Source organism: Streptomyces murinus, from assembly GCF_002154555.1.
Classification (GTDB): domain Bacteria; phylum Actinomycetota; class Actinomycetes; order Streptomycetales; family Streptomycetaceae; genus Streptomyces; species Streptomyces murinus.
Map to the genome: position 1 here is coordinate 1 of NZ_MUNF01000135.1, position 7,582 is coordinate 7,582.

Annotated in this window: 8 protein-coding genes; all 8 read left to right on the plus strand. The window is 72.5% G+C overall.

Going from position 1 to position 7,582, the window contains the following annotated elements; translation table 11 throughout:
- Positions 1-335: 335 nt before the first annotated feature.
- Complete coding sequence (locus CCN72_RS10255; protein ID WP_086807242.1) at positions 336-1,130, plus strand: 2,3-dihydro-2,3-dihydroxybenzoate dehydrogenase; 795 nt, start codon at positions 336-338, stop codon at positions 1,128-1,130.
- A 62-nt stretch (positions 1,131-1,192) separates the two neighbouring features.
- Positions 1,193-2,857, plus strand: coding sequence for a (2,3-dihydroxybenzoyl)adenylate synthase (locus CCN72_RS10260; protein ID WP_208637962.1), 1,665 nt, complete (start codon positions 1,193-1,195; stop codon positions 2,855-2,857).
- Positions 2,858-2,872: 15 nt separating this feature from the next.
- Positions 2,873-3,505, plus strand: coding sequence for an isochorismatase family protein (locus tag CCN72_RS10265; protein WP_086807243.1), 633 nt, complete (start codon positions 2,873-2,875; stop codon positions 3,503-3,505).
- A 207-nt stretch (positions 3,506-3,712) separates the two neighbouring features.
- A complete protein-coding gene (locus tag CCN72_RS10270) occupies positions 3,713-5,131 on the plus strand; it encodes a lysine N(6)-hydroxylase/L-ornithine N(5)-oxygenase family protein (protein ID WP_086807244.1) in 1,419 nt (472 codons plus the stop codon).
- 19 nt (positions 5,132-5,150) lie between these two features.
- On the plus strand, positions 5,151-5,381 hold the full coding sequence (locus CCN72_RS10275) for an MbtH family protein (RefSeq protein ID WP_086807245.1): 231 nt from the start codon (positions 5,151-5,153) through the stop codon (positions 5,379-5,381).
- A 252-nt stretch (positions 5,382-5,633) separates the two neighbouring features.
- Complete coding sequence (locus CCN72_RS10280; RefSeq protein ID WP_086807246.1) at positions 5,634-6,836, plus strand: isochorismate synthase; 1,203 nt, start codon at positions 5,634-5,636, stop codon at positions 6,834-6,836.
- Positions 6,837-6,894: 58 nt separating this feature from the next.
- Positions 6,895-7,134 (plus strand): phosphopantetheine-binding protein, encoded by a 240-nt coding sequence (locus CCN72_RS10285; RefSeq protein WP_085568006.1) that lies wholly within the window; start codon positions 6,895-6,897, stop codon positions 7,132-7,134.
- The coding region (locus CCN72_RS10290; RefSeq protein WP_143664072.1) for a siderophore-interacting protein at positions 7,131-7,582 on the plus strand (452 nt) is incomplete at its 3' end. The genes CCN72_RS10285 and CCN72_RS10290, both read left to right, overlap by 4 nt.

The window sequence follows — 7,582 nt, forward strand, 5'->3', positions numbered from 1 at the left end:
CGTCCCCGGGGACGTTACCCGACGGCGCCGCCCGCTTGCCGCACGGGTGCTCGCCCGGCTCCCCGGTGACAACCCGCCCGTTGACGCGAGGACTTGGGATTTCGGAGTGATCCGGGTGACATCGCGACCGACGTTGACGATCACCACCAAGGTAAAGGTATGGTTAGCCTTACCTAAGTCGCCGGGGGCGGGCCGTGGTGTCCCCCCGGGTGGTCGTATCCGTTGCGCGTTCGCCGGAAACCCGAGGCCATGAAGTCATCCCACAGATCCCGATCTTCCGTTCACCGATCTTCCGTTCACCGGTCAGGTACCGCCCGGTCCGAGGGGGCGGCCGCATGAGCGCCGAGCCCGAACTGGCCGGTCGCCTCGCCCTGGTGACCGGGGCGGCACGGGGCATCGGCGCCGCCGTGGCCGAGGAGCTCGCCGCCCGGGGCGCGCGGGTGCTCGCCACCGATGTGGACGGCGCGGCCGTGGCGGCACTGTCCGCACGGCACGAAGGCCGCGTCACGGGCCGGGTGTTGGACGTGACGGACGCCGCGGCGGTGGAAGAGCTGGTCGCCGAGGCCGAACGGACCCTGGGACCCCTGGACATCGTGGTCAATGTGGCCGGCGTCCTGCGCGGCGCGGCCGTGGTCGACCTGGACGACGCCGACTGGGCGGCCGTGTTCGCGGTCAACACCGATGGCGTCTTCCATGTCTGCCGGGCCGCCGCCCGCCGGATGACCGAACGGCGCCGGGGCAGCATCGTGACCGTCGCCTCCAACGCGGCCGGTGTGCCCCGCGCCGGTATGGCCGCCTACGCCGCCTCCAAGGCCGCCGCCGTGATGTTCACCAAGTGCCTCGGCCTGGAGGTCGCCCCGTACGGGGTGCGCTGCAACACCGTGTGCCCCGGCTCCACCGACACGGACATGCAGCGCGCCATGTGGGACCGCGCGCCCGGCGGCCCCGACAGCGGCCGACGGGCCGTGATCGAGGGGGACTTGGCGGCGTACCGCACCGGCATTCCGCTCGGCCGGATCGCCGAACCGTCGGACATCGCGGACGCCGTCGCCTTCCTGGCCTCCGACCGCGCCCGGCACATCACCCTGCACGACCTGTACGTGGACGGCGGCGCCACCCTGCGCGCCTGACCGCCCTCGGCGTACCCCGCCGCCCTGTGACGAACCCCGCCGAACATCGTGGAGCCATCGCCGTGACCAACGAACCGATACCCGCCCCCTCGGGCCTCACCCCGGGTGTGGACGCGCCCACCTGGCCCGAGGAGTTCGCCGAGCGCTACCGGCGGGCCGGTCACTGGCGGGGCGACACCTTCGGCCGAATGCTCCGCGAGCGGGCCGCCGCCCATCCGGACCGGGTCGCCCTGGTGGACTTCGCGCCCGGGCGCCGTACCCGGACGTACCGGCAGCTGGACGAGGCCGCCGACCGGCTCGCCGCCGGGTTCGCGGGGCGCGGCATCGGGCGCGGCGACCGGGTGGTCGTCCAGCTGCCGAACACCGCAGAGTTCGCCGAAGTGGTCTTCGCCCTGTTCAGGCTGGGCGCGCTGCCCGTGTTCGCGCTGCCGGCCCACCGCGACACCGAGATCACGCACTTCTGCGCCTTCTCCGAGGCCGTCGCCTATGTGATCCCGGATGTGCTCGACGGCTTCGACCACCGCGACCTGGCCACCCGGGTCCGCCGGAGCGCCCCCGGACTCCGGGAGGTCTTCGTGGCGGGCGACCCGGGCGGGCACACCGCCCTGTCGGACGTGCCGTGCGACCCCTCCGGGACGCTGCCCGAACCACGGCCGCACGAACTGGCGTTCCTCCAGCTGTCGGGCGGAACGACCGGGGTGTCCAAGCTGATCCCCCGCACCCACGACGACTACCTCTACTCCCTGCGCGGCTCGAACGAGATCTGCGGTGTCGACGCGGACACCCGCTTCCTGGTCGTCCTGCCCGCGGCCCACAACTTCCCCATGAGTTCCCCCGGTTGGCTCGGCACGCTGTACGCCGGAGGCCGGGTGGTGATGTGCCCCAAACCCGATCCGACGACCGCGTTCGCCCTGGTCGAGCAGGAGCGGATCACCATGACCGGCCTGGTGCCGCCGCTCGCCCTGCTGTGGACGGACAGCGCGCCGCGCACCGAACGCGACCTGTCCAGCCTGGAGTTGGTGCTGGTCGGCGGGGCCAAGTACAGCGAGCAGGCGGCGCGCCGCCTTGAGCCGGCGCTCGGCTGCCGGCTGATGCAGGTCTTCGGGATGGCCGAGGGCCTGGTCAACTACACCCGCCTTGACGACGATCCGGAGACGATCGTCACCACCCAGGGCCTGCCCATCTCGCCCGACGACGAGATCCGGATCGTGGACGACACCGACCGGGACGTGCCCGAGGGCGAGTTCGGGCATCTGCTCACCCGGGGCCCCTACACCATCCGCGGCTACTGGCGGGCACCGGAGCACAACCGGACCGCGTTCACCGAGGACGGCTTCTACCGCACCGGTGACATCGTGCGCCGTACGGCGAGCGGGCATCTGGTGGTGGAGGGGCGGGCCAAGGACCAGATCAACCGGGGCGGCGAGAAGGTCGCCCCGGAGGAGATCGAGAACATCATCCTGGCCCACCCGGCGGTCCACGACGTTTCCCTGGTCGCCGTGCCCGACGACTTTCTCGGCGAGCGCACCCTCGCCCATGTGATCCTGCGTGCGGACGCCGAGCCGCCGACGGCCGCCCAGATCAAGGCGTTCGTCCGTGCGCGCGGTGTCGCCGCCTACAAGGTCCCCGACCTCGTCCGCTTCGTCGACGCCTTCCCGCACACCGGCGTCGGCAAGGTCAGCAAGAAGGGGCTGCGCTCGGCCGCGGCCTCCTCCGAGCAGCGCTGAAAGGCCCCTCTCCCCATGGCACTTCCGTCCATCACCGGCTACCCCCTGCCCACCGCCGGCCAGTTGCCGGACAACCGGGTCTCCTGGTCCGTGGACCCGGCGCGGGCGGTGCTGCTGGTGCACGACCTCCAGCAGCACTTCCTCTCCGCCTTCCCGCCCGGCGAACAGCCGCTGACCGGCATGCTGGCCAACACCGCCCGGCTGCTCGACGCGGCCCGGCGGGCCGGGACGCCGGTGGTCTACTCGGTCCAGCGCGGCGGCCAGACTCCCGAGGAACGCGGCCTCCAACTCGACTTCTGGGGACCGGGCGTGGCCGACGACCCGGCGGTTCTGGCCGTTCCGGAACCCGTGGCACCGCGGCCCGGCGACACGATGCTGACCAAATGGAAATACAGCGCGTTCGTCCGCACGGACCTCGCGGACCTGATGCGGGAGCAGGGCCGTGACCAGCTGGTCGTCGTCGGTGTGTACGCGCACATCGGTGTCATGACGACGGCCTGCGACGCGTGGATGCGTGACATCCAGGCGTTCGTGGTGGCCGACGCCGTGGCCGACTTCTCCCGCGAGGACCATGAGATGGCCCTGCGCTGGGCGGCCGGCCGGTGCGCGATGGTCGTCACCACGGACCAGGCGGTCGACTGCTTCTGAGCGTCCGCCGCCGCTGCGAGCGCGCGGACCTGATCAAGTCGCGTGTCACGGCGACTAGTTGATGAATCATCAACTCCTCTTTCTCGATGTCGGAACGGGTGGGTCGATTGGGCTTGACGCCTGCCCGAACCTAAGAAAACTTAGGCGAGGCTTGCCTAAGGGGAAATCAATTGCCGGTCCCTCGCGGGACCTTGTCGAAGGGCGAAGATGTCAGCAGGGCGTGCGGTTGCCGGGGGGCCGGGTCAGTGGCCGGTCCAGGATGTGGTCGGTGTGGGCTTCGGCCCGGCGAATCTGGCGTTGGCCGTCGCGGTCGCGGAGCAGAACGCGCACGGCGGCGGTCGCGGACTGCGCTCCGTGTTCGTGGAGCGGCAGGGGGAGTTCGGCTGGCACCGGGGAATGCTGCTGCCGGGGGCGACGATGCAGGTGTCGTTCCTGAAGGACCTGGCGACCATGCGGGATCCGGGCAGCCGGTTCACCTTCCTGCGCTATCTGCACGACAAGGGCCGGCTGGCCGACTTCATCAACCAGAAGTCGTTCTTCCCGACCCGCGTGGAGTTCCACGACTACCTCCGCTGGTGCGCGGCCATGGTGGAGGACCAGGTGCGGTACGGGCGCCAGGTGTACGCCCTGCGGCCGGCCGCGGACGGCGAAGGTCCCGCCTCCGTCCTCGAGGTCCACACCCGCCCCGGCCCCGACCGCCTCGACCCGGACCCCGCCGAGGGGGACGTCCCCGGTGACGAAGTGCTGCGGGCGCGCAATGTCGTCCTGGGCACGGGACTGGTGCCCAGGTTCCCGGAGAACGTGACGCCGGGACCGCGGGTGTGGCACAGCTCGGAGCTGTTGCCGCGGGCGGCGGCCCTGAAGGACCGGCCGGCGCGGCGCTTCGTGGTGGTCGGGGCGGGTCAGTCCGGCGCGGAGGCCGCCGAGTTCCTCCACCGCGAGTTCCCGGACGCGGAGGTCTGCGCGGTCTTCAGCCGCTACGGCTACAGCCCCGCCGACGACAGCCCCTTCGCCAACCGGATCTTCGACCCGGCGGCCGTCGACGACTTCTACACCGCGCCCGACGAGGTCAAGGAGTCCCTGCTCGGCTATCACGCCAACACCAACTACTCCGTCGTGGACGGCGAGTTGATCGAGCAGCTCTACCGCACCGTCTACCAGGAGAAGGTCGCCGGCACCGAGCGGCTGCGGATCCTGAACACCACCGCCCTGACCGCCGTCGAGGAGCACTCCCACGGTGTCCGCGCGGTGCTGCGCCCCCTGATCGGCGGCGATCCCCACACCCTCGACTGCGACGCCGTCGTCCTGGCCACCGGCTACCGGCCCTCCGACCCCCGCACGCTCCTCGGCCCGCTGGCCGAACACTGCCTGACCGACGGCCAGGGGCGCCTGCGGATAGGGCGCGACCACCGGATCGCCACCACGGACGCCGTCCGTGCCGGGATCTACCTCCAGGGCGCCGCCACAGAGCACACCCACGGCATCACCTCCTCCCTGCTGTCCACCCTCGCCGTCCGCGCCGGCGAGATCTGCGACGCGCTCCTCCTCGACCGCGCCCAGCGCACGGACGCCGAGACCGCCGGCCTCGTGCCCGAGGCCGACACCGTTCCCCTCCCCACCCCCTGACCTCGCCAGGAGACCGGCCATGGCCGCCACCAACCCCTTCGAGGACGACAGCGCCCGCTACCTCGTCCTCGTCAACGCCGAGAACCAGCACTCCCTTTGGCCCGCGTTCGCCGACGTACCCGCCGGCTGGACCGTCGCCCATGGCGAGGACACCCGCGAGGCGTGTCTCGCCCATGTCAGCCGGCACTGGACCGACATGCGGCCGACGAGCCTGATCGAGCACGCGCGGTCCGTGGCGTCGCACACCTGAGAGCCAGGGGCCCGGCGAGCGGCGCACGCCTGCCCTCAAGTCCCTTGCGCGGAGGCGTTGTTGACCGCCGAGCCTTTCCCTTAATAAGGTGAGGCTAACCTATCTATCTGGTGAGATTGTCGTATCCGGCCAGGTCCCTGGAGCCCTTGCCTCCCGCCCGGAACCTCCGCCGATGTTCTCGCTCCACCACCCCGGAGAAACCGCCGTGCCGCCGGCGCCCAGACCGCACGCCCGAATGAAGGATGCACCGACGTGTCCCTATCCACCCTGACGCGCCCCAGCCCCGTACACCGGCCCTCCGATCTGCTGGCGGCCTACCTCACCGGCTCGTTCTACTTCTCCTCGGCCCGCGGCACCCTGCTCGCCGACGGTGTGCACACCCGGGTACGCGCCGAAGGCGGTGACCGGGCCCGCGCCGCGGCCGAGGCACTGGAGGCGGCGGCCGCCGCCGGACTGCCCGACCCCGTCGTGGTCGGGGCCGCCGGATTCCGCCCCGACGGCGACGCCGGACTGCTGGTCCCCGCCGTCGTACGGCGCGCGGGCGCCCCCGCCGCCCTGGCCGCCCACCTGCCCGAGCCAAGACCCGGCACCGGCTGGACGGTCCGGCCCCGCCCCGAACCCGACGGCTACACCACCGCGGTGAGCCGGGCGCTGGAACTGATCGGCGGCGGCGAGCTGCGCAAGGTGGTGCTGGCCCGTGCCCTGGAACTGACCGGCGACCATCCGGTGGCCGTGCCCGCGCTGCTGACCCGGCTGGTCCACGCCGACCCGGCGGCCTACGCCTTCGCCGCCGACGTCACCGCCCCCGGCGACCCTGCCCCGCGCACCCTGGTCGGCGCCAGCCCGGAACTCCTGGTGTCCCGGCGCGGCGCCCTGGTGGTCGCCAACCCGCTTGCGGGGTCCGCCCCCCGGGCCGGTGACGAGACGCTCGACCGGGAACGGATCGCCCGGCTGCGCGACTCCGCGAAGGACCTCGGCGAGCACGCGCACACCGCCGCCCAGGTGGCCGAGGTGCTCGGCCGGTTCTGCATCGACCTCGATGTCCCCGAGCGCCCCGAGGTGATCGGGACCCCGACGATGTGGCATCTGTCCACCCGGATCACCGGACGGCTGCGGGACCCGCTGGACCCGGCCTGCTCCGCGCTCGGCCTGGCCGAGGCGCTGCACCCCACGCCCGCCGTCTGCGGGGTGCCCGCGCCCCGGGCGCTCACCGCCATCGCGGACCTGGAGGCCGAGGACCGCGGCTACTACGCGGGGATGGTCGGCTGGAGCGGCCTCGGCGGCGACGGCGAGTGGGCGGTGACGATCCGCAGCGCCGAGGTCTGCGACCGCACCGTACGGCTGTTCGCCGGAGCCGGCATCGTCCCCGGCTCCGACCCGGACGCCGAACTGGCCGAGACCTCCGCCAAGTTCCGCACCCTGCTGCGCGCCCTCGGCCTTGAGCACCTCGTATGAGCCGCGCCGCCGGCCCGGCCGCCCTCCGTCAGCACCCGTATTCCAGAGGAGTCAACCGATGAGTGAGGCACTGTCACCCGAGCGCATCCGCGCGGACGTCGCGGACCTGCTGGGCTGTGCTCCCTCCGAGATAGCCCCCGACGACGACCTGCGCGACCTCGGTCTTGACTCGGTACGGCTCATGACCCTCGTCGAGCGCTGGCGGGCCGACGGCGCCGCCGAACTCGAACTGCCCGATCTCGCCGAACGCCCCGAACTGGCCCACTGGCAGACCCTCCTGACGGGGGAGAAGGCATGAGCCGCACCGGACACCGGCCCGGGCACCTGGAGCGGATCGAGGAGGTCCTGGCCGGGCACCGCCCCGAGAAGGTGCGCTACCCGATCCGGGTCCGCCGCACCGAGGTCGTGCGCACCACGACGGTCGGCGCCGGCCTGCTGCGGGTCACCCTGGGCGGCCCGGGCACCGAAGGCTTCGAGGCACACTCGCCCATCGACCACGTCAAGCTCCTGTTCCCCGAGCCCGACGGATCGCTGCGGCTCCCGGAACCCGACGGCGACCTGCTGAAGTGGCCGCGCCCCGCGCCCACTTCGCGCGAGTACACCGTGCGCCGCTACGACCCGGAGGCGGGCGAGATCGACATCGACATCGCCCCGCACGAGGGCGGTCTGGCCTCGGACTGGGCCCAGCGGGTCCGCCCCGGCGCCGTCCTGCATGTCGCCGGGCCGCCCGGCGACATGCAGGACGG